Annotated in this window: 18 protein-coding genes; 7 read left to right on the forward strand and 11 right to left on the reverse strand. The window is 46.0% G+C overall.

Going from position 1 to position 20,515, the window contains the following annotated elements; genetic code table 11:
• Positions 1 to 65: 65 nt before the first annotated feature.
• Genes L5L98_RS13010 through L5L98_RS13020 form a run of 3 tightly spaced genes read right to left on the reverse strand, consistent with a single transcriptional unit; the run spans position 66 to position 2,423 of the window.
• Positions 66 to 1,430 (reverse strand): ATP-binding protein, encoded by a 1,365-nt coding sequence (locus L5L98_RS13010; RefSeq protein ID WP_263141436.1) that lies wholly within the window; start codon positions 1,428 to 1,430, stop codon positions 66 to 68.
• Positions 1,423 to 2,118: a response regulator transcription factor gene (locus L5L98_RS13015; RefSeq protein ID WP_105250672.1), complete on the reverse strand. Its 696-nt coding sequence runs from the start codon at positions 2,116 to 2,118 to the stop codon at positions 1,423 to 1,425. Before L5L98_RS13015 ends, L5L98_RS13010 begins: the two co-directional genes overlap by 8 nt.
• A gap of 2 nt (positions 2,119 to 2,120) precedes the next feature.
• Positions 2,121 to 2,423: a PepSY domain-containing protein gene (locus L5L98_RS13020; protein ID WP_105250671.1), complete on the reverse strand. Its 303-nt coding sequence runs from the start codon at positions 2,421 to 2,423 to the stop codon at positions 2,121 to 2,123.
• 367 nt (positions 2,424 to 2,790) lie between these two features.
• Here L5L98_RS13020 and L5L98_RS13025 point away from each other — a divergent pair, with 367 nt between their 5' ends.
• Together L5L98_RS13025 and L5L98_RS13030 are read left to right on the forward strand one after the other, a co-directional pair.
• On the forward strand, positions 2,791 to 3,738 hold the full coding sequence (locus tag L5L98_RS13025) for a choice-of-anchor H family protein (protein WP_263141439.1): 948 nt from the start codon (positions 2,791 to 2,793) through the stop codon (positions 3,736 to 3,738).
• Between the two features lie 80 nt (positions 3,739 to 3,818).
• Positions 3,819 to 4,292 (forward strand): peroxiredoxin, encoded by a 474-nt coding sequence (locus L5L98_RS13030; RefSeq protein ID WP_113940228.1) that lies wholly within the window; start codon positions 3,819 to 3,821, stop codon positions 4,290 to 4,292.
• Between the two features lie 71 nt (positions 4,293 to 4,363).
• Here the strand turns inward: L5L98_RS13030 and L5L98_RS13035 are convergent, their stop codons facing one another.
• From L5L98_RS13035 to L5L98_RS13045, 3 genes are all read right to left on the reverse strand, one after another.
• On the reverse strand, positions 4,364 to 4,753 hold the full coding sequence (locus tag L5L98_RS13035) for a YgiW/YdeI family stress tolerance OB fold protein (protein WP_105250668.1): 390 nt from the start codon (positions 4,751 to 4,753) through the stop codon (positions 4,364 to 4,366).
• Between the two features lie 154 nt (positions 4,754 to 4,907).
• Positions 4,908 to 6,173 carry a sensor histidine kinase gene (locus L5L98_RS13040; protein ID WP_131525517.1) on the reverse strand — a complete coding sequence of 422 codons (1,266 nt, stop codon included), beginning with the start codon at positions 6,171 to 6,173 and terminating at the stop codon, positions 4,908 to 4,910.
• Positions 6,145 to 6,813: a response regulator transcription factor gene (locus L5L98_RS13045; RefSeq protein WP_263141443.1), complete on the reverse strand. Its 669-nt coding sequence runs from the start codon at positions 6,811 to 6,813 to the stop codon at positions 6,145 to 6,147. The genes L5L98_RS13040 and L5L98_RS13045 overlap by 29 nt, the downstream gene beginning before the upstream one ends.
• 86 nt (positions 6,814 to 6,899) lie before the next feature.
• On the opposite strand from L5L98_RS13045, the gene L5L98_RS13050 reads away from it, so the two are divergent.
• Complete coding sequence (locus L5L98_RS13050; RefSeq protein WP_263141446.1) at positions 6,900 to 8,192, forward strand: DUF5666 domain-containing protein; 1,293 nt, start codon at positions 6,900 to 6,902, stop codon at positions 8,190 to 8,192.
• Between the two features lie 37 nt (positions 8,193 to 8,229).
• On the opposite strand, the gene L5L98_RS13055 is transcribed toward L5L98_RS13050, so the two are convergent.
• From L5L98_RS13055 to ompR, 3 genes are all read right to left on the reverse strand, one after another.
• On the reverse strand, positions 8,230 to 10,200 hold the full coding sequence (locus L5L98_RS13055) for a methyl-accepting chemotaxis protein (protein ID WP_263141449.1): 1,971 nt from the start codon (positions 10,198 to 10,200) through the stop codon (positions 8,230 to 8,232).
• A 128-nt stretch (positions 10,201 to 10,328) separates the two neighbouring features.
• A complete protein-coding gene (envZ, locus tag L5L98_RS13060) occupies positions 10,329 to 11,645 on the reverse strand; it encodes a two-component system sensor histidine kinase EnvZ (RefSeq protein WP_263141451.1) in 1,317 nt (438 codons plus the stop codon).
• A 42-nt stretch (positions 11,646 to 11,687) separates the two neighbouring features.
• Positions 11,688 to 12,413: a two-component system response regulator OmpR gene (gene ompR, locus L5L98_RS13065; RefSeq protein WP_006079507.1), complete on the reverse strand. Its 726-nt coding sequence runs from the start codon at positions 12,411 to 12,413 to the stop codon at positions 11,688 to 11,690.
• Between the two features lie 394 nt (positions 12,414 to 12,807).
• Here ompR and greB point away from each other — a divergent pair, with 394 nt between their 5' ends.
• From greB to L5L98_RS13080, 3 genes are all read left to right on the forward strand, one after another.
• Positions 12,808 to 13,311: a transcription elongation factor GreB gene (greB, locus tag L5L98_RS13070; protein ID WP_105250662.1), complete on the forward strand. Its 504-nt coding sequence runs from the start codon at positions 12,808 to 12,810 to the stop codon at positions 13,309 to 13,311.
• 162 nt (positions 13,312 to 13,473) lie between these two features.
• Entirely contained in the window at positions 13,474 to 15,837 is a 2,364-nt protein-coding gene (locus L5L98_RS13075) for a Tex family protein (RefSeq protein WP_263141456.1), read from the forward strand.
• A gap of 218 nt (positions 15,838 to 16,055) precedes the next feature.
• Entirely contained in the window at positions 16,056 to 18,020 is a 1,965-nt protein-coding gene (locus tag L5L98_RS13080) for an LTA synthase family protein (RefSeq protein ID WP_263141458.1), read from the forward strand.
• Positions 18,021 to 18,119: 99 nt separating this feature from the next.
• Here L5L98_RS13080 and L5L98_RS13085 read toward each other — a convergent pair whose 3' ends face one another.
• The gene (locus L5L98_RS13085) at positions 18,120 to 18,677 is read right to left on the reverse strand and encodes a hypothetical protein (RefSeq protein ID WP_263141460.1); all 558 of its coding nucleotides are present in this window, start codon (positions 18,675 to 18,677) and stop codon (positions 18,120 to 18,122) included.
• 61 nt (positions 18,678 to 18,738) lie between these two features.
• Positions 18,739 to 19,533 (reverse strand): pimeloyl-ACP methyl ester esterase BioH, encoded by a 795-nt coding sequence (gene bioH, locus L5L98_RS13090; protein WP_263141462.1) that lies wholly within the window; start codon positions 19,531 to 19,533, stop codon positions 18,739 to 18,741.
• Between the two features lie 32 nt (positions 19,534 to 19,565).
• On the opposite strand from bioH, the gene L5L98_RS13095 reads away from it, so the two are divergent.
• Entirely contained in the window at positions 19,566 to 20,348 is a 783-nt protein-coding gene (locus L5L98_RS13095) for a ComF family protein (protein ID WP_263141465.1), read from the forward strand.
• Positions 20,349 to 20,515 lie beyond the last annotated feature (167 nt).

Genomic DNA, 20,515 nt, shown 5'->3' on the forward strand with positions numbered 1-20,515 from the left:
TTAAATATTTATCTATATCCAAGTTTTAAGAGAAGTAATAAATCTATCAAATTGAAAATAAAGACTTAAACTGAGTGTGCAAAGCTGATGCTAAATTTGGCACCACCTAAGGTTTCTGAACGAGAGACAGAAATTCTGCCGTTATAGCTGTCGACTAAATCGCGCACGATAGCAAGCCCAATACCATTACCTTGAAGGTAGGAGTCTGCGCGAATACCACGTTCAAAGATTTGATTTTGCAGGGCTTCACTGATCCCAGGGCCATCATCTTCGATACAGATTAGCAGTTGATAGGCATCGCCTGTGACCGTTAATGTCACCGTAGACTTCGCGGCTTTACAGGCGTTGTCGAGTAAATTGCCCAGAATTTCAGTCAGATCTGCTTCATCCCCTTTGAATACTGCGTGTTCTACCATCTCGCCGCTGAGATTGATTTGTGGCTCTCGATAAATTTTAGCTAACGTGCGTAATAACTTAGTGGCGACTTCATCGACACGAATACCTAAATGCCACGAGGCCGCCGCTGCAGTTTGGGCGCGTTTTAGCTGGTGGCCAATGATCCGGCTGATCACTGATACTTGCTCACTGGAGGATTCGCTTAAGTCGGCCTGACTCTTGATCACCGCCAGTGGTGTTTTGAGGCTATGGGCTAGGTCGGCCAAGGCATTACGATAGCGTTTTCGTTGGGTTTGTTCGGTATTGAGCAAAATATTAAGCTGCCGAGCAACCGCTTGTAATTCAGTGGGGTACTGGCTACTTAGCTGCATCGACTTACCTTGCTCGACGGAATGTAACTCTTGGGTAAAGCGTGCTAAAGGTCGCAACGTCCACAGCAACCAACTTAATTGAAACACTAACATGACTAACATTAAGATCAGCAACCAAGTCCAAAGCTGTTGATTAAACTGATCAATTTGCTGCTGAAATTCTCGCTCGTCTTTAATGATGTGGATTGTCACTGGCACGTTTTGATTTTGGCTGGCAAAACTGACACTAAAGCTATAAATCAAATGGAGTTGATCGGCGAGCTCAATTTGTTCAAATGCGCTTTGACCCGTGGCTGGGATGGTAAAATGTGGCGGTGGCGTAATCCCCATAAAAGATTGCGAATGCCACACTATATCTTGTTTGCCGCTGGCGTCTTCAGTGGTTGCAATGGCATACAGTCCTGATTGAATGAGGTTAAAACGATTCTCTAACACTAACTCTGGGATGGAGATTTGTTTGTTTTCGACTTCAGTCACCGCGAGAATCGAATAGACATAGGCACTGAGTTCATTCTTGGTTGCGCTTTTAACTTGTTCGGTAAAGGCATCGTTTAAGGCAACGCCGATCAAAGGTAATAACACTAAGATAAATAATAGCGCGCTGGCAACTAAGCGTGCTTTTAGGGAGTTCAACACTTGCCACGCCATGGCGCGTTTACTCATCGGCTGCTTGCCCGGACGTTAACGCTTTTAGGCGATAACCTTGGCCGCGCAGAGTTTCAATTAAGTTGTATTGATTATCTGGGTCGAGTTTTTTGCGTAACCGGCGGATAAAGACTTCGATGACGTTAGAATCTAAATCAAAATCCTGATCGTAAATATGCTCTGTGAGTACAGTTTTTGATTTGACTTCGCCTTGATGCAACATAAAAAATTCGAATAGCTTGTATTCAGAACCACTGAGATTAACCAGTTCTTCGCCTTTACGTACTTCTAGACTGCTGGTGTTAAGGCTAAAGGGGCCGTTGTAGATCAGGGGGCTGGCCTTACCGGCGGAGCGACGGATCAGGGCTTTTAGTCGTGCGATGAGTTCTTGGGGATGGAAAGGTTTCGTCAGATAGTCGTCGGCACCGGCATCGAGTCCTTCAACCTTATCTTGCCAACTGTCCCTTGCGGTTAAAATCAGGATAGGAAAGTCGCGTTTTTGTTCACGCACGCTACGGATCAAGGCGATACCATCGAGTTTAGGTAAACCTACATCGATAATTGCTGCATCATAGTTGTATTCGAGCGCTTGAAATAAGCCTTCTTCACCATCACTCGCCACATCGATACTGTAATGGGCATCGAGGAGATGTTGCTTTAAGTTAGTCTGTAGTTCTATATCATCTTCAACTAGTAACAATCGCATCGTTAGTTCCTCGAGACTCGGCCCGTTGCGGCATCTACTGAAACAGAAAATACTTGGCCATCATTATTGAGGATTTTAATACGATATCCCGATCCGCTGGATTGTACGCTCAATACTTTGCCTTGAAATTGTCGTTGCGCCATTGCCACCGCTTGATCAGGGCTATTGACCGCCAGACGGCGCTGTTCATTCTTCGCACCTTGGTTACGAGGCTGATTGCGATCATCATGTCTATCATTACCTGCTATGCAACCAAAGGAGGCTGATAAGCAAGTGATTAGGGCCAAGGTCAAACCAAGTTTCATATCGGGTACCCGCAATGTTCAGCGATCTTAAGTTAATGAGTGAGATGGATAACTTATCGAGTCGACTAAGAATACCTCATCACCTTAACAAACACATAGAGATCAGCCAATTGGTTGGCACAATTCCTTCAAAATTAACTCTGACAGTTATTTTGTTATTCGTGACAGAACTGAAGTTCTGTTGGCGAGTCTATCTCTATGCTCGCGCTTGTATCGTTTAAGTTTTGTGAGTGTTACCCATTCCAGATGAACTCGGGCTGAACGTATCTTCTGGCTGAGAACAGTGAGCGTTGATGTTCAGCTTATGTTCACCTTCATTGCACTTTAATAGCTCCAATTTGAACGGGTTATCCATAGGATATTCAAGATGAACACACTCAATAAGCAAGATATGGCAGCCACAGTTAATATTAAGCTGTTTATGGCAACGGCTATTGCTGCGCTGTTTTTAGCGTCCCCTGCCGCTAGCGCTCAGCCCCGCGAACTGGAGTCATCGCAAAGCTTAACGCCATTTACTGCCGCCAGTGTTGGTATTGCCAAAAAAGCAGAAAATAGCGAGCAAGCTGCTGAGCAGGAACAACAAGCTTTAGCTTTGTTACAACAAGCTGCGCCCGCAAAAAATGTCACTGAAGTCGCCGCTGCAGCCGTGAAATCCTTGGCGCCAGCAGCCTTATCATCCAAAGCGCAGACGACAAACCGAGTGCAACTTATGGGCGCCTCGCCGATGACGCGTGAGCAAGTAACAGCGAAACATGCGAGCCAAGGGATTCCGAGTTCGAGTGCGACCAGTGAAGATCCCTACCGCGCACCTGTGTATCACAGCTTTTCGATTTTTGATGCCAGCAGTCGTTTGTTTGAAGACTTTGACTACGATGGTTTTTATCAAACGTTTAGCGTGACCTTCGACGTTGATGTCAATGGTTCATATCTTAATGAAAGAGCTGATTTATTTGCCGAGCTTTATCTCAGTCGTGATGGTGGCCCTTGGGTGCATTACTACACCACAGACGTATTTACCATTTACGGCGATTCGACACAGGACGATTACGAAGTGTTGACCACGCTCTACACGGGTTATGCGACGGATCACTATGATGTGTTGATTGATGTGTATGAAGTGGGTTACAGCGATATTGTTGCGACCATTAGCGCCGATGAGACCGATAGTTTGTATGCGCTGCCATTGGAGAGTAGCGATCGAGACAGAGAGCCCGACATTATCGTTGTTGAGGAAAGTGGCGGCGCCTTCTCAGTATTAGGTTTGTTATGTCTTAGTTTGTGTGCGGGGCTGCGGTTGAATCGAACTCGAGTCTAATCGCCCTTATTTCTCTCGGTGTTTATCTGCGGTAAATAGGGCTAGTATGGATGAGTTATTTTAACTAAATGGAGAAAGACATGATTGCTCAAGGTCAAACATTACCCGCGGCCACATTAGGTCAACTGACTAAAGATGGCATGGTGAATCACCAAGTTACCGAATTGTTCGCGGGTAAAAAAGTCGTATTGTTTGCAGTGCCAGGTGCTTTTACTCCAACGTGTTCTGAAGCGCATTTACCTGGCTATGTGGTATTAGCCGATCAATTTAAAGCGAAAGGCGTGGATTTGATTGCCTGTGTTGCTGTGAACGATGCCTTTGTGATGAAAGCGTGGGGCGAAGCCCAAAATGCCTCTGAATTAATGATGTTAGCCGATGGCGATGCCAGCTTTACTAAAGCCTTAGGTTTAGAGATGGATACTGCCGGTTTTGGTGGCGTGCGTTCACAACGTTACGCCATGATCATCGATAATGGTGTAGTGACTCTACTGAATGTAGAAGAACCAAAGGCTTTTGAAGCCAGTAAAGCTGAAGTTGTTTTGGCTGCTATCTAAGCGTATTTAAGACATGAAGTTTGAATGTGACCAAAGCCAGCCATTCATTGGCTGGCTTTAACTAAATCAATTTATTGTACGATTTGAATGTTGTCTGCATCTATGGTCACTTCAGACCAATCTTTATCCACTTCACCACGAATAATGACCTGAGTCTCAGGTGTTACTGTGTTGCCGCGCCATAAATCATCATCAATTTCGACCTTAATATCACCCGTAGCGTCACGGAAAATATAATCATCGTGTCCAATGGAAGAAATGATATGGCCCGTTAACTCAATTTGGGCGTCATCACTGGCATTGAGCGCGCTCACCACATCATGAATCACTTGTCTTGCGCTCGGCCCTTGGAAGCCACCCTGTATTTGAGGTTCACCCGTTGTAGGTTGAAAGCCTGCTTGGCTGGTCATAGTCGTGAATGAAAGTGCCATTGCGAAAACGGTAAGAGTCATTTTATTCATCTGTTTGTCCTTTCTATGGTTTTATGTAACTCAGCCTCAATGGCTATTACAGTGTTGCGAGCATAGTGCCAAGACAAGCGTGAAGCGGTTGTGAAGATTGGGTTTGCAACTCAGAATTTGCTAAAACGAGGTCATTTATCCAAGCTAACTTCAGTTAATGGGCATTATCTATAAACTGAACATAAGCCTGATAGCTAGCACCATCGTTTTGGGTTGAAAATGCCCAGCCCATTCGCTCGCAAATACGTTCAATAATAATTAATCCGCAGCCATAGCCTGATGTATCAGTACTTTGAGTGCTTAGTGGATTCAGTATCCATAATTGGTTGCTTTGCATCGTAATTTCAATGTTTCCGGCACTGTAATTGAAAGCATTTTTAATTAAATTACCTATCACTATGTCAATAAAGCTCAGTGGCGCCTTGATGCTCAAGCAATCTTTAAGCGTTAAGCTGTAGGTGATTTCTTGCTTGGCAAAATGCTGCGCCATTTCAGCTAAAATGTGTTCAAGGCGTGGTGCTAAATCAATTTGACTGTAGTGCTGGGATTCAATGTCTTCTTTTCCGAGAAGTAAAAAGGCCTCGGTGAGCGTTTTCATTTGATGCCCTGCGTAATCAATACGTGTAATGGCTTTTTTGACCATTAATTGTTGAGCCTCGGTTGTCGCATTGGGGATTTTTTTGAGCAATTCGACCGAACCTTGGATCACCATAATGGGCGTGCGTAGTTCATGGGAGGCAAAACGGCTAAATTCTTGTTCTCGAGTGAAGTAGGCGGCAATTTTAGCTTTGTTGCTTAATAGGGTTTGCTCAATCTGGCGGGTTTCACGGTATGAAGTACTCGGTGTTGATGTCGGTCTTTTTGGTGATAGTTGATTGATTTTATTTTCAATCTCAGCGAGTGGACTGGATAGCAGACGTACAAAATACAATCCATACGCCATGATAAACAGGAGCAAACCGATCCCCATAATAGAGATCAAAATGTGCATTCTATCTTCATAGCTATCAAGGAAATCGTCCGCGTCATCCTTATAAACCACATACAGCAGCCCTTGCCCAGAAGGATGAGCGGATATCAAAAAGTGTTTATCTTCGTCACCCAGTTGATGTTCGTAAAATCCGGTATTTTGATAAGGTTGCAGCCAAGCTGGTACAAACTCTTTGCTCCAATATGTTTTCAATTCATTGATATCGGGGAGCTGTGCTTTATCACCAAACCTTTGATAATTCTTTAGATATTCGCGAGTCTCTGTGGCCAGCGTTTGCTCGAGGCTAATCTTCTCAATTTGTTCTTCGGCGATATAAATGAGGCTCCAAAAAATGGCAAACATCAAGCTAGTTAATACTAAAAAAGTGAGGCGGATTTTTTTATATAAACTCGGAAAATGCTCAGGGGATAAGTCGGTAACCTTGGCCATGGATAGTCTCTAATTTTGAGTCTGAAAAACCTTTATCGAGTGCACTGCGTAAGCTGTATATGTGGCTGCGAAGTGAATCACTCGAAGGTGCATCATCTCCCCATACTGTATCTACCAATTGCTCTTTACTCACGATAGCGGGCGCATGTTTTAGTAACAGTGAAAGAATGGTGCGCTGAATTTTACTGAGCTTAATTTCTTTACCAGCACGGGTAACTTGATGGGTTTGCAAATTTAAACTGATATCACTGAAGCGCAAAATACCCACATCTAAACGTGGGCCACGATTATGCAGTGAATGCAGTCGTAAGCATAATTCTTCCATCGCGAAAGGTTTATTTAAAAAATCATCCCCACCTGATGTAAAAGAATCAATTTTATCCTGCAGGCTATCTTTGGCGGTTAAAAATATAATCGGTGTATTACAATAAATTTCTTCACGCAATTTTTTGACCGTATTAATACCGTCTAATTTGGGCATCATAATATCCATTATGATGACATCGTAATGGTTTTGTTGAATTAAATTGATTGCACTTTCCCCGTGATATACACAGTCGGCAATAATACCCTCTAGGGTTAAATAATCCATGATTGTTTCAATAACATCATGATTATCATCAACAATTAATACTTTCATCGGTTAATTCATTTCTTCACATTTGCTTGACGATCTTCATACTAAGATGCCCAGCACTGATTTAACAAGACATAATAGGGAAGAAAATGAATAAACTCTTAGTCTGTATTACGGCCATTTTGCTGGCAGGTTGCGGTGGTAATGATTCATCAACAGATACCTCTAAACCTGATCCTATCGTTCCACAACCTACGTTACCTGCAAAAATTAACGGTACAGTAACAAATATTGCTTCTGACAATAATTCGATTACGGTCAACGGATATAACGTCAATATCGCTAATGCTAAGATTCACTATGGTCAACAGCCGTTAGAGGTTAATGCCATTCAAATGGGGATGAGGGTCAAAATTGATAATGAAGGCCAACAGGCTAAAAATGTCATATTAGATCCAAGCCTCGTGGGTGAAATCAGTTCCGTTAATCAAAATACTATTGCCGTTAATGGGATTAATTTAGTCGTTAAACCAGCGGACGCGACCCAGTATAAAGTAGGCGATTGGGTGGCGGTAAATGGTTATCCAACGGTAATGGGAGAATGGCAGGTTAATTCTATAAACCTTATTCCCAATTTTGCGTTTGCTGAAATCGAGGGACGTGTCTCTGGATTAAACAAGGCTGCGCAACAATTCAATATCGGTTCGGCAGTGATTAATTATGCCAACGCACGTTTAGAAGGCAGCTTACAGGAAGGCGCATGGGTTGAAGTGGAAGGCCAGCAAAGTGGTGCTTCATTTTTGGCCTCTGAAGTCGAGGTGGAAGATACGGCGTCTTTTAACGATATGGAGCTAGAAGGGACTATTACTTGGGTCAACCAAGATAAGACGCAGTTTGAGCTTAATGCCCGTACTCGACTCTATGTCACTACAAATACTCAATTTGAAGATGGCAAGCAAGCTAACTTGGTTGAAGGCAAGTTAGTCGATGTAGATATTCAATCTATGCCGCAGGGTTTATGGGCCAGAGAAGTTGAATTTGAAACATCACATGATAATGGTGGAATACCTCCAACCTTAGGTAAAAAGTTCGAGCTAGAAGGTCTGGCGACACTGACTACCAATAATCAGCTACAAATTAATGGATTTACATTTGATATTGATGCCAGAACTCAATTCGATGACGGTTTAACCTTAGCGACACTTGACCAAAAATGGATTCAAATAGAAGGTGTTGAACTCGCAGACAACCAGTGGTTAGTGAAAGAAGTTGATCTTGAAGTGCGAAGCAATGAGCTTGATTTGTCGGGTTTAGTGATGCAAAAGACCTTGTGGGGCTATCAAGCGACTGATGCTTCATTAACGCCATTTGAAGGCAAATGGGTTGATGTCGAATGTCAGTTCGATGGCTCTAATATCCACAATTGTCGAATCGACGATTAAACACAAATAGAGAAATTAAGTGAGTAAACGTGCGGTTTTAGGCCGCACGGTTTATTTGGCTTTGCCCAATCCCCAAGCTGGTTTCAATATCTTCTACACTCTGCTGTACTTCTTGGGCGATGACCTCACTTTGCTGTGAACTGGTTTGCGCTTGTTCTTTTAAACTATCCATAGTGCGAACAAATTCATCGAGATAATCGACTTGCTCTTTGGCATTTAGCGAGCCTTGTTTGGCGGTATTAGCCATTTCACTTGCTTGGTTTTGCACTGTTTGCGCCACTTGCCACAGGCTCTGAGCACGCAGTTTTTGGCTGCTTGTCGCCTGTGCTATGCCATCGACACTCTCACTGAGAGCATGATTTGATTGGGTCAGTTGTTGCAGAATTTTCACGATCTCATTCAAAGACACTTGGGTGCGTTGGCTTAAATTACGCACTTCATCGGCCACCACGGCAAAGCCGCGACCTTGCTCGCCAGCCCGCGCAGCTTCGATGGCAGCATTAAGGGCGAGTAAGTTAGTTTGCTCGGCAATATTGCCAATCACATCAATGATTTTCGATACATCCGTCACTGAGTTATTCAGGCTTTCAAGGGACGAATGGCACAGACCGACCGCGGTTTGTGTTTGCTCGGTCGCGCTCAATACCGCCTCGGCTTGTGCTTGACTCGACTGCATTTGGCGCATGGTTTCGGCGGCGCTGTCTTCCACAAGTGCCGAAGTGTGGCTCACCTCATTGGCGAGGCTGCGGATATGCTCGGTCTGTGTTTGCGTATCGGCCACAATCGTTTGGGTATGCTCTGTGTGTTGTGATAGCTGAGTAATACGCGCCACCAGTTGGCTTAATGATTGAGAAACCTTAGTGATTTGCTGGCGCTGTGCCTCGTCTTCCTGTTCAAACCTGTGCAGCAACTGGTTGAAATGACCTGCGATTTGGCCCGTTTCGCAGCGACGATTAATGTCTAAACGCTCGCGGCTGTTCGATTCACTTAATTTCATAAAAGCTTGGTTGAGACGTTTTAGCGGTTTGACGACGCGATTTTGCTGCAGGATTAAATAACCAATCGCAAACAAGGCCATGATGGAAACCATAGTGTAGAGGATTAGCTGTAACTCATATTTCAGCTGCTGGTTCTTTGCTGCCTGAGCCTCACCTAAGCCAATAAGCTGTTGTTCCACATTGCTAATCGCTTGAATGAGTTGATCTTGCATCTCTTGGTTTGTTTGCAGTAATTGGTGGGTATTGGCGACTTCTTTGTTATATCGATTGGCGAGACTCAGCAGTTCACTGCGGTCACTCTCGCCGATTTCAATTTGTTCCGGTTCGCTGGCGCCGAGTGCAAATTCATCGGCTTCTTGCTGTTCATATACGCCAATTAACGGCAGTGCGCTGAGGGTGTCGTGCCACGTATTTAGCTCTTTGCTGGTGCTGTCTAAAATGCCCTTGAGCTGCTGATTTTTACCGATCAGATAACCATCGGTCAACTGGGAAAGTTGGTAGACGATAGAAGGTAAATCGCGGCTCAATTGCAGATATTGTTCGGCGACCGCCGCATTTGTGGCTAAGCCTTTATCGGCATAACTGCCCAGACGACGGTTGTAGTCGAGCATTTCAGATTCGGCGTGGGCGAGCAGTTGCCTAGGATTGCCAGCGAGTTTACCCGCGGCGCGGTACTTGGTATCTAAATCTTGAATGAAGTTGCTTAGGCTGGCTTGCAAGTCATTGTCGGTCGCGCCCATGGCTGCGAGGTTAAGCTGCGTGAGCTGGTTTTTAATGGCGCTGAGTTTGGTTTTCGCTTGTTCCAGTTGGCTAGCGTTGCCACTGGCTAAATAGCCATCGAGATCGCGGCGTACACCGACGAGAAAATCCTGCTGAATAGCTTGTAATGTCAGTGTTTGCTGCTCAATTTGTTGCCGCTGATCACTGCTCCACAGCACTACGGCTGCTAGCAATCCCGCGAGCAATAACAATAGGGCAGAAGCAGAAAGCGACAGCGTTGAAATTTTCATTTTGCAATCTTCATAATGGTCAGAGCCAGTAACTGTGCTGAGTTTATGAATTTAAGGTGACATTAATATGACAAGTGCTCACTTGGATGTCAGCGTTGTCATTTGATTTGCAAATATGTGATCTCGCGTTATTCCAGCGGCAGCCACACTTGGGCTTTTAAACCGCCTTCGGCGCGGTTGGAGAGGGTAATTTGCCCTTGGTGTCTGTCGATAATCCGTTTGATAATGGCGAGGCCTAGGCCCGAACCAACACTACCACGGGCGATATCACCTTGGGTAAAAGGTTGAAATAGTTTGGTAATTTGCGACTCATCGATCCCTGGTCCATTATCTTCAACACTAAAACCGATACGCTTGCCATCGAACTGCGAGCTAATGCGGATCCAGCCAGAGCCATAGCGAAAGGCATTTTCGACTAAATTACTCAGTACCCGTTTAATGGCAATCGCTTGGAATTGGGCTTCTGGGCAGTCAGTTAACACCACTTCAATTTCACCAGCGCGATTGGCTTCTGCTTGAGCGATATCTTGAATGAGTTTATTGATTTGGCCTAGCTCACGGCTGGTTTCCTGATCTTGGCGAATATACGCAATAAACTGGCTGATGATGGCGTCCATATCTTCGATATCATTGACTATGCCATCTTTAAGATATTGATCTTCCTCAACCATCATCTCAGAGGCGAGGCGAATACGGGTGAGCGGTGTGCGCAAGTCGTGGGAGATCCCCGCCATCAATAGCGCTCTGTCCTGCTCCAGTTGCTTCATGCTGTTCGCCATCTGGTTGAAAGCATTGGTAACTTCGACAATTTCACTCGAACCTTTTAGCGGCAAGGGATCGGGAAATTCACCGCGGGAGACTGAAATCGCGGCTTTTTGTAGTCGCCTAAGTGGGCGGTTTTGCTGGCGAGCAAACCACCATCCCCCAGCGACACTAAGTGCGCCAATCACCATTAAATAAAGGGTGAGTGGCGAAAGATCTGAAACATTTTGGCCGATAAGTGGCACTTTTATCCAAATCGAGGGCGCCTGTGGTGGACGGATCCAAATCTGTAATACGCTGCCATGGGTGACGCGGACTTCGGCATCGCCACCAAGATATTCCGACATCTGCGATGACCAGAAACCATAGTAAGTGGCTTGCTCAATACCCGCTTCATGCGCTTGCTGTTGATTGTAGATTTTCATGCCATCGTCGTGGACTTTGGCATTAAGGGCATCGACTATGGTTAAGTGTTCGCGGCCAATATCTATGCCGTCGACAAACAGTAATTTGACTTGGCGAGCGATTAACTGATTGATTTGTTGGTAACTTGGCTTAAGTACATAGACGGCGACCGTGACGTAAGACACCAGCTGATTGATCAGTAATAGGCAACCAATCAGCATCACGGTTTGACTAAATGCGCTGCGAGGAACAAACCGCCACCAAAACTTAGGTTTCATCGTAGGCTCAATAACCGCAGGAGATTAAGATGGTAGCGTGGTTCATCGACGCGCTGCACCATCGGGTACAAACACATAACCTAAACCCCAAACCGTTTGAATGTAGCGAGGATTCGCGGGATCTTTTTCGATTAAGCGGCGCAGACGTGACACTTGCACGTCGATGGAGCGTTCTAGCGCCGAATAATCGCGGCCACGGGCGAGGTTCATTAACTTATCCCGAGACAAGGGCTCGCGTGGATGGGTGACGAGCACTTTAAGTACGGCAAACTCACCGCTAGTGAGTGCGATGGATTCGTCGCCGTGGTACATCTCACGGGTCGCTAAATCCAGCGAGAACTCACCGAAGCTAATCTGTGCTTCCTGCTGAGCGGGCGCACCGGGCACATCTTGGGTTTGGCGACGCATCACGGCTTTGATCCGCGCAAGTAATTCCCGTGGATTGAAAGGTTTTGGCAGATAATCGTCAGCGCCCAACTCTAAACCAATAATGCGGTCGACTTCATCGCCCTTGGCCGTCAGCATCACGATCGGAATGGGGTTACCTTGCTGGCGCAGCCTACGACAGATAGACAGGCCATCTTCACCGGGCAACATCAAGTCGAGCACGAGTAAATGGAAGTTTTCACGTTCTAATAGGCGGTCCATCTGCTCGGCATTGGCCGCGCTGCGCACCTGATAACCTTGCTCCATCAGGTAACGCTCGAGTAACGCTCGCAGGCGCATATCATCATCGACGACGAGGATTTTCGAGGTTTCTTGTCCCATGGGATGTCCTTTAATTGCTCAGATTGGTGCTTATTCTACTGACGAGAAACAGTTAAGATTAACCAACTGGCTGAAATTGAAAACGAATCTGCCTAATATAGCCGCATTCAACCAAGGCGACTAGCTCACCTTAGTAACTTGAATGCGATAAATGCTGACATTGATTGCCCAATGTTAATACTAAGCAAATGAAATTGCATGGGAATACTCGCGTTTATTCACGCTATAGCTGAAATTGTAACTAAATTGGCATCAGTAAAAGAGGTGATTTAAAAGCCATTATGCACAGAGATGATTTAGTGAGTTAACTTTAGCGTCCAGTCTGAGTATCATCAGTCTAATATATTATCCCGCATCAATTGTGGTCGTTTAATCCAACGATTGAGTAATGAGTATGAAAGCGCATTTGATCACCCGACAGGGTTGGCAAACTTTAGATAAAGAATTGAAGTATTTGTGGAAGGAATATCGGCCGCAAATCACCCTTAAAGTCCAAGAAGCGGCGGCGCAGGGCGACCGTAGTGAGAACGCGGACTACACCTACAACAAGCGTTTGTTAAGACAAATTGATGGCCGAGTCAGATACTTAGTTAAGCGGTTAGAAGAATTAAAAATCGTCGATTACTCGCCGCAGCAGGAAGGCAAAATATTCTTTGGCGCTTGGTTTGAGCTTGAAAATGAAGCAGGTGATCGAGTGCGTTATCGGATCGTCGGTAAAGATGAGCTCGATACAAAATTAGGCTATATCACCATCGACTCGCCCATGGCGCGTGCCTTAATCGGCAAGCAAGTGGATGATGAGGTGCTAGTGCAAACGCCATCGGGTCCAAAAGAGTGGTATATCAATCAGATCCGTTATACCCCTTTTGAAACTACTCTCGCCAGCGAGGCGAATTAACCACAGACTTGCCGCTCTTAAAATAGCGGCGGTAGTCACTGGATTGCGGGAAAGATCAAACTCTCTGATTTGACCTAGGCTTTAGCATGAAACATACGGGGCGCCTGTGGTATCTTTGGCGCAATAACGATTTACTTTACAGTTAGGCACGACACTTTATTTATGCAAACTAATGCACATAACATCGCTCTGATTATCGCTCAAGAACTGAATGTTCGTGAGCAACAAGTTGCCGCAACCATCACTCTGCTCGACGATGGCGCGACAGTTCCCTTCGTTGCCCGTTACCGTAAAGAAGCCACAGGCGGTTTAGACGATACACAACTGCGTACCTTGTACACACGTTTAGGTTACCTGCGTGAGCTGAACGACAGACGCCAAGTGATCCTGTCTAGCATCCAAGCTCAGAGTAAGTTAACGCCAGAATTACAATGGGCGATTGACGAGGCAGACAGTAAGACACGCCTCGAAGATTTATACCTGCCCTTCAAACCTAAGCGTCGTACTAAGGGCCAAATCGCTATCGAGGCTGGGCTTGAGCCATTAGCCGATGCATTACTGGCTGATCGTAGCGTAGATGTCGAGACTACAGCGGCAGGCTATATCAATAGCGAAGCGGGTTTTGCCGATGTTAAAGCTGTGCTCGAGGGCGCGCGTTATATCCTGATGGAGCGTTACGCCGAAGACGCTGAATTACTGCGTAAAGTGCGTGAGCATTTAAGCCAAAACAGTGTGTTAGAAAGCCGTTTAATTGCTGGCAAAGAGAAAGACGGCGCGAAGTTCCGCGATTATTTTGAGCATACAGAACAGTTAGCTAAGATCCCATCACACCGTGCACTGGCTATGCTGCGTGGGCGTAATGAAGGTTTCTTAACCTTATCTATGAATGCCGATCCAGCCGCTGAAGCGGGCCAAGGTAGTTACTGCGAAGTGATTATCTGTGATCATTTAGGGCTGAAATTAGGTGATAGCAGCGTTGATCAATGGTTGAAAACTGTGGTGACGGCGACATGGCGTATTAAGATTGCCCTGCAGATGGAAACTGAGTTTATTTCGCAAATGCGCGAACGCGCTGAAGCCGAAGCGATTAAAGTTTTCGCCCGTAATCTAGGTGATTTATTGATGGCCGCTCCTGCGGGCGCGAAAGCCACCATGGGACTCGATCCTGGTTTACGTACCGGTGTTAAAGTCGCTGTGGTCGATAACACGGGTAAGTTGTTGTGCCATGCGACTATTTTCCCACACGCACCGCAAAATCTGTGGGAAAAGTCGATCCGTACTTTGGCTAACTTAGTCAAAATGCATAAGGTTGAGCTGATTGCGATTGGTAACGGCACTGCATCACGGGAAACTGACAAACTGGCTGCTGAGCTGATTGCTGAAGTGAAAGATACCCATCCACATTTGACCAAAGTGATGGTCAGTGAGGCGGGTGCGTCTGTGTATTCTGCATCGGAATTGGCGGCGTTGGAGTTTCCTGATCTTGATGTGTCGATTCGTGGCGCTGTGTCTATCGCCCGCCGCTTGCAAGATCCATTAGCCGAATTGGTGAAGATTGAGCCTAAGTCTATCGGTGTCGGTCAATACCAACACGACGTGAGTCAAAGCCAATTATCGGGTTCGCTGGAAGCCGTGGTGGAAGACTGTGTAAACGGCGTGGGTGTAGATCTCAACATGGCCTCAGTGCCGTTATTGTCACAAGTGGCAGGTTTAAATAAGACGTTAGCGAAAAACGTGGTCGATTATCGCGATGCCAATGGTCAGTTTAAGAATCGTAAAGAGCTGCTGAAAGTGCCGCGTTTAGGGCCTAAAGCCTACGAGCAAGCAGCGGGCTTTTTGCGTATTCGAGAAGGGGACAATCCACTCGATGCCTCGTCTGTGCATCCAGAGGCTTATTCGCTAGTGGAAACTATCGCTAAGACTAAGCAAGTAGAGTTGGCGAGCCTGATGGGTAACTCTGATTTGCTGCGCAGCATCAAGGCAGAAGAGTTTATTACGGCGGAATTTGGTTTGCCGACGGTGACGGATATTTTAGCCGAACTGGATAAACCAGGACGCGATCCCCGCGGTGAGTTCAAAACCGCTAAGTTTAAAGATGGTGTTGAAGAACTTAAGCATCTGAAACCAGAAATGGTACTCGAAGGCGTAGTGACCAACGTGACTAATTTTGGTGCCTTCGTCGATATTGGCGTACATCAAGATGGGCTCGTGCATATCTCTTCTCTAACCGACAAGTTCATCAGCGACCCGCACACTGTGGTGAAAGCGGGAGATGTGGTGAAAGTCAAAGTGATGGAAGTTGACGTTGAGCGCCGCCGCATCGGTTTGAGCATGCGTTTGGATGAAGCTATCGACCAGAGCAAGCCACAGCAAAGACCACACAATCCCGCCAGAACTAATCATGGTAAAACACCGCAGTCAGCGAAACCGGCTGCGCGTCCTGCGCAGAAGCAAACACCTAAAGCGCCAGCAAACGCGGCCATGGGCAATGCCTTTGCCGATGCCTTCGCTAAGCTGAAAAAGTAGACGCTGTAATGTTAATACTCGGACATACGTCATGTCCGAGTCGACTTTTTAACCTGTTACTCACAAAATTGTTGCATAAATGCCGTCTTAGGGAATATAAAGTCGGCATTTAATGCAACGTTAAGCAAAATCGGTTGTCATAGCACAGCTTATTCACCGATTTTTCAAATTGACACTCCAAAGCAGAGTGGCTCTTTTTACACGTTTTGGGGTAACACATGCAATCTGGTTTATCACCTCGCGGGCGAAACAATGCCCATGGGCCTTTTCGCGCCATCTTTATCTTTTCGTTATTAGTGCTTTTCATTGCTACCGCGAGCCGTATCGCTTTAGGGCTGTGGCAAGCGGATCGCGTGGCTGCTGTGGATGGTTGGTCGCATCTATTAATCCAAGGTTTACGCGTCGATATCGCTACTCTGTGTTGGTTATGGGGTATTGCCGCCTTAGGGACTGCATTATTTTCAGGTGATCATTTTATTGGCCGTCTATGGCAGCCGATTTTACGGGTGTGGTTAACTGTCGGTCTGTGGATCATACTGTTTTTAGAAGCATCGACCCCCGCCTTTATTGAAGAATACGGTTTTCGTCCGAATCGTTTGTATGTGGAATATCTGATCTACCCGAAAGAAGTGCTTTCTATGCTGTGGGCGGGTCGTAAGCTTGAGCTTATTTTCTCAATATTATTAACCATAGGTACACTCTGGGGCGGTTGGGTTCTCAGCGGTAAGCTGACGAAAAACCTGCGCTTTCCACGCTGGTATTGGCGTCCAGTATTAGCATTAATCGTTATCGCAATTACGATATTAGGTGCCCGTTCAACCTTGGGTCATCGTCCGCTTAACCCCGCTCTGGTGGCTTTTGCTGACGATCCATTAGTGAACTCTTTAGTTATTAACTCTGCTTATTCCTTGGTGTTTGCCATCAAGCAGATGGATAGTGAAGAAGATGCTTCTAAAGTGTATGGCAAGCTAGATAACACGGAGATTATTGCAACGATTCGGCAGGAAAGTGGTCGCCCTGAAAGTGCCTTTACTTCAACGGATATCCCATCACTGAGCTTTAACCAAGCCAGTTATACTGGTAAGCCAAAGAACTTAGTGATCCTACTGCAAGAAAGCTTAGGCGCCCGTTTTGTCGGCAGTTTAGGTGGGTTACCCCTGACACCGAATATCGATGCCTTGTCTAAAGAAGGTTGGTATTTCGATAACTTGTACGCTACTGGTACACGATCTGTTCGCGGAATCGAAGCCGTGACAACAGGTTTTACGCCAACGCCAGCTCGCGCTGTGGTGAAGCTAGGTAAGAGCCAAGTTGGCTTTTTCAGTATTGCTGAATTACTTAAAAATCATGGTTATACCACGCAGTTTATTTATGGTGGTGAGAGCCATTTCGACAATATGCGTAGCTTCTTCTTGGGCAACGGCTTTAGTGACATCATAGATCAGAAAGATTACAAATCTCCGGCCTTCGTGGGCTCGTGGGGCGCGTCAGACGAAGATTTAATGCGCAAGGCCAACAGTGAGTTTGAGCGTCTGCATAGCGAAGGTAAGCCTTTCTTTAGTTTAGTGTTTAGTTCGAGCAACCATGATCCATTTGAATTCCCAGATGATCGTATCGAACTTTATGAACAACCTAAGCAAACTCGCAACAATGCGGCGAAATATGCTGACTATGCGGTTGGTGAGTTTTTCAAATTGGCGAAAAACGCGGACTATTGGAAAGATACGATTTTTATCGTGGTTGCCGACCATGACAGTCGAGTGGGTGGTGCGGATCTGGTGCCAGTGTCACGTTTTCGTATTCCGGGTTTAATCCTTGGGGATAATTTAGCGCCAAAACGCGATCATCGTATCGTGAGTCAGATTGATTTACCGCCAACACTGTTATCATTGATTGGTATTTCAGACTCTTACCCTATGCTGGGCCGTGACTTAACTCAGGTCAGCGATGATTGGCCAGGGCGTGCTCTGATGCAATACGATAAAAACTTTGCCCTGATGGAAGGTAAAGATGTGGTCATTCTGCAACCAGAGAAAGAGGCACAGGGTTTCGAATATAATGAAAAAAACGAGCAGTTAACGCCTCATCCACCCGCTGCTGCCGCGCTAGAGAAGAAAGCCTTAAGTTGGGCATTGTGGGGCAGTTTGGCCTACCAGCAAGAGCTGTATCGTTTGCCTAAATAAGCGTTAAACAGAATGGAAAATGCCGCTATTTTTAGCGGCATTTTTGTTTATCATTCAGGTTAATTTTGTGCGCAAACGGATTCATACGATTGGAATAGGTTAAATCCACGTCGACATGGCTGATTCTTGTTCTGGCTGAGTCTGCTGCTGATAAAACTGACCAATACGCTGCCCGAGTTGTTGATAAAATTGGCTCGATTCGCCTTGAAGCGATTGCCTTGCCGTACTGCTGGTATTCGCTTTGGCGTTACTGCTGGCATAATTTGCCGCACCTTGACTGACCTTTAAGCGTATATCCTTACGTTGCAGCGCCGCTTGGCCTCTTGCAGCAATTTTTAGCGTTTTAGGTAAAACACGCTCGGCCACTACAAGGGGCGCTTTTTTCTCTTGCTGTTGTTGGTTCTGTTGCTGTGAGGATTGCTGTTGCTGCTGTTTTTCTTGAACTTGTTGCTGATTATGCTCGAGCGTTTTTGCCTGTTGTTGAGCTTGATCCGCAGTGCGTTCATTCTGTGGATTAAAGGCGCGTTCTTCGTGACCTTTAGTTGCCGCTTGTGGTGGGATGACCACAGGTTTCAGTTGGTTGTCGACCCGAGCCGAGTCCGTCGCGACATTACTGGTCGCTAGCGGGACTTGGGGGTAGTTACTGACAACTAACATGGAAAATTCCTTGGCACATTAATGGTTAAATACTAGTCATTAATCGCTCAAAGATAAAGCGTTAACGTGTCTGTAACGTTAACCAAGGCATAAATACCTGCAAAAACTCCTGCTGATGGGAAATAAAGGGCGCGTGAGAGGCTTTAGCGAGCATCACATCCTCACTTTGAGCTGTGATGGGCATTTTAGGTGGTACGCGTTTGGGCACTAGCCCGTCGAGTCGGCCCCAGATCCTTAGCCAAGGTTGTTGCAACTCTATCAGTTGCTGCCTTAAGTCGACGTCGGTCAGCATATTTAGGCCTTGAGTTAAGGCTCTGGTATTGGGTAAAGGACGTGCGAGGACAAGATCGCGCAGTTGTTTGATATCTTCCTTGGCGGTTTCGCTACCCATGGCTTGAATCGCCAGAAATCTCTCTATAGTTTTAGGTAAATTTTGGCCGAGTTGTTCTCTAAATTGATGAAGGACTTGTGGCGGAATGCCCGGCCATGCTTCGTCTTCCCTTGCCATAAAGCAAGGGGATGAGGCAATAGTAATCAAGCCTTTGATTTTTTGTGGATAACTTAACGCTGCCTGAGTCGCAACTAGCCCACCGAGTGACCAGCCGGCCCAAATTGCGTGTTCAGGCAATACAGCGACTAAGGTATCGACCCAGGTTGATAGGCCACCTTCAACCATTTGGCTATGGCCAAAGCCCGGCAAGTCTACATAGTGCACCCTATACTGAGACAGTGACTCATGTAATGGCGTAAACACAGCGCTATTCACTCCCCAACCGTGAAGCATCACCAGATCTGGCCCTTGGCCGCTGATTTCAATATGCAAATTTGCTTGGTTTGTGGATGTGACTTGGCTCACTTGAGTGCCTCAAAAATGGATTAGGTGAATGTATGCCGCACTTTGTCAAAAGGATTTGGCCGCAATCTGCTTTACGGATAATGCGTTTAGGCTATCAACTCGGTACAAGGTGGTTGGCGGGCAGTTTACCTAACCGTTGCCTGCTGTGCCACCAATCCATATCACTTCCCGAGACTGGCATTTGCGCCGTTTGTCTTCAATCTGGCTTATATCATGGGCCTATTTGCTTAGGTTGCGGTAAGTCGATGCAAATAGAAGTCGATTATTGCGGTGAATGCCAAAAGCGCCAGCCACGTAAAGTCATTGCGCCTTGTAGTTATCATCAAGGTTTGGGTGCTTGGGTTGGTGCGATTAAATATCAAGGTCAACTTGCCGCTTTGCCCGTGCTGTGTAGCGCCTTAGTGGCACGCATTAAGGTATTAGAACAGCAAGGATTAATCTCGCTGCCTCAAGCGATAGTGCCAGTCCCATTGCATCCAAAACGCTTACAACAACGGGGATTTAATCAGGCGTGGTTAATTGCCCATGAGTTATCACAGCTCTTGCAACTGCCGTTAGTGAGCGAAGGGTTAACGCGCCAACAAGACACTCGATCGCAGGCGGGGCTTTCGGGTGCACAGCGACGACGCAACTTACATGATGCCTTTATGTTAGCGGATGATTTTGCGTTCCAGCGTGTTGCATTGGTGGATGATGTGGTGACCACCGGCACTACAGTCTCTGAAATTGCTCGCTTATTCGAAGCGCGTTATGTGCATGTTCAAGTATGGTGTTTGGCAAGGGCAGAGGCGCCAGGCTTGTTGGATGATATTTAAAAAGGTTAAAAGCATTGCTCCATTATATCTTTGTGTATGTCAAAATTATGTCAAAAATACTGCGTAAAAATGAATAAGTTTTAATTTTGCGACAAGATGTAAGTATCTGTATCAATGGGTTTTGTTTATTTTTTGTATTGAGATACCTTTCTATGTTATTTCGTTTG

Source organism: Shewanella sp. SM23, from assembly GCF_025654295.1.
GTDB lineage: Bacteria > Pseudomonadota > Gammaproteobacteria > Enterobacterales > Shewanellaceae > Shewanella > Shewanella oncorhynchi.

Bases quoted from the DNA above. Each gene is read 5' to 3' on its own strand.
- L5L98_RS13055 (WP_263141449.1), bottom strand. From the start codon at position 10,200: ATGAAAATTTCAACGCTGTCGCTTTCTGCTTCTGCCCTATTGTTATTG.
- L5L98_RS13045 (WP_263141443.1), bottom strand. From the start codon at position 6,813: ATGAAAGTATTAATTGTTGATGATAATCATGATGTTATTGAAACAATC.
- L5L98_RS13095 (WP_263141465.1), top strand. From the start codon at position 19,566: ATGCCGCACTTTGTCAAAAGGATTTGGCCGCAATCTGCTTTACGGATA.
- L5L98_RS13080 (WP_263141458.1), top strand. From the start codon at position 16,056: ATGCAATCTGGTTTATCACCTCGCGGGCGAAACAATGCCCATGGGCCT.
- greB (WP_105250662.1), top strand. From the start codon at position 12,808: ATGAAAGCGCATTTGATCACCCGACAGGGTTGGCAAACTTTAGATAAA.
- L5L98_RS13030 (WP_113940228.1), top strand. From the start codon at position 3,819: ATGATTGCTCAAGGTCAAACATTACCCGCGGCCACATTAGGTCAACTG.
- ompR (WP_006079507.1), bottom strand. From the start codon at position 12,413: ATGGGACAAGAAACCTCGAAAATCCTCGTCGTCGATGATGATATGCGC.
- L5L98_RS13025 (WP_263141439.1), top strand. From the start codon at position 2,791: ATGAACACACTCAATAAGCAAGATATGGCAGCCACAGTTAATATTAAG.
- L5L98_RS13020 (WP_105250671.1), bottom strand. From the start codon at position 2,423: ATGAAACTTGGTTTGACCTTGGCCCTAATCACTTGCTTATCAGCCTCC.
- L5L98_RS13085 (WP_263141460.1), bottom strand. From the start codon at position 18,677: ATGTTAGTTGTCAGTAACTACCCCCAAGTCCCGCTAGCGACCAGTAAT.
- L5L98_RS13015 (WP_105250672.1), bottom strand. From the start codon at position 2,118: ATGCGATTGTTACTAGTTGAAGATGATATAGAACTACAGACTAACTTA.
- L5L98_RS13010 (WP_263141436.1), bottom strand. From the start codon at position 1,430: ATGAGTAAACGCGCCATGGCGTGGCAAGTGTTGAACTCCCTAAAAGCA.
- L5L98_RS13050 (WP_263141446.1), top strand. From the start codon at position 6,900: ATGAATAAACTCTTAGTCTGTATTACGGCCATTTTGCTGGCAGGTTGC.
- L5L98_RS13075 (WP_263141456.1), top strand. From the start codon at position 13,474: ATGCAAACTAATGCACATAACATCGCTCTGATTATCGCTCAAGAACTG.
- L5L98_RS13035 (WP_105250668.1), bottom strand. From the start codon at position 4,753: ATGAATAAAATGACTCTTACCGTTTTCGCAATGGCACTTTCATTCACG.
- L5L98_RS13040 (WP_131525517.1), bottom strand. From the start codon at position 6,173: ATGGCCAAGGTTACCGACTTATCCCCTGAGCATTTTCCGAGTTTATAT.
- envZ (WP_263141451.1), bottom strand. From the start codon at position 11,645: ATGAAACCTAAGTTTTGGTGGCGGTTTGTTCCTCGCAGCGCATTTAGT.